Raw genomic sequence first — 1,018 nt, forward strand, 5'->3', positions numbered from 1 at the left:
CGCCTGTTCACCTCGGAGTCCGTGACCGAGGGCCACCCCGACAAGATCGCTGACCAGATCAGCGACACGATCCTCGACGCGCTTCTCGCCGAGGACCCGACCTCCCGCGTCGCCGTCGAGACGCTGATCACGACCGGTCTGGTCCACATCGCGGGTGAGGTGACCACCAAGGCCTACGCGCCGATCGCGCAGCTGGTGCGCGAGAAGATCCTCGAGATCGGCTACGACTCGTCGAAGAAGGGTTTCGACGGCGCCTCGTGCGGTGTGTCGACCTCGATCGGCTCGCAGTCCCCGGACATCGCGCAGGGTGTCGACACCGCCTACGAGCAGCGGGTGGAGGGCGACGAGGACGAGCTGGACAAGCAGGGCGCGGGTGACCAGGGCCTGATGTTCGGCTACGCCACCGACGAGACGCCGAACTTCATGCCGCTGCCGATCGAGCTGGCGCACCGCCTGTCGCGTCGCCTGACCGAGGTCCGCAAGAACGGGACGATCCCCTACCTGCGTCCGGACGGCAAGACGCAGGTCACCATCGAGTACGACGGTGACCAGCCGGTCCGTCTGGACACGGTGGTGGTGTCCTCGCAGCACGCCTCGGACATCGACCTGGACTCGCTGCTGGCGCCGGACATCCGGGAGTTCGTGGTCGAGCACGTCCTCAAGGAGCTGGCCGAGGACGGTATCTCGCTGGAGACCGACGGCTACCGGCTGCTGGTCAACCCCACGGGCCGGTTCGAGATCGGTGGCCCGATGGGTGACGCGGGTCTGACCGGCCGCAAGATCATCATCGACACCTACGGTCGAGACCTTCGGCACCGCCAAGGTCGAGACCGCCACCATCGAGCAGGCCATCTCCGAGGTCTTCGACCTCCGGCCGGCCGCGATCATCCGCGACCTCGACCTGCTGCGCCCGATCTACGCCCAGACCGCCGCCTACGGCCACTTCGGCCGCGAGCTGCCCGACTTCACCTGGGAGCGCACCGACCGCGTCGACGCCCTCCGCACGGCAGCCGGTCTG

1 pseudogene is annotated in these 1,018 nt (G+C 68.2%); it reads left to right on the forward strand.

The annotated features are described in order from the left end of the window. A pseudogene (metK, locus tag IF43_RS37485) lies at positions 1 to 1,018 on the forward strand (methionine adenosyltransferase); the annotation flags it as partial.

This window comes from Streptomyces sp. NRRL S-87 (assembly GCF_000719335.1).
In the GTDB taxonomy this organism is placed as follows: Bacteria; Actinomycetota; Actinomycetes; order Streptomycetales; family Streptomycetaceae; genus Streptomyces.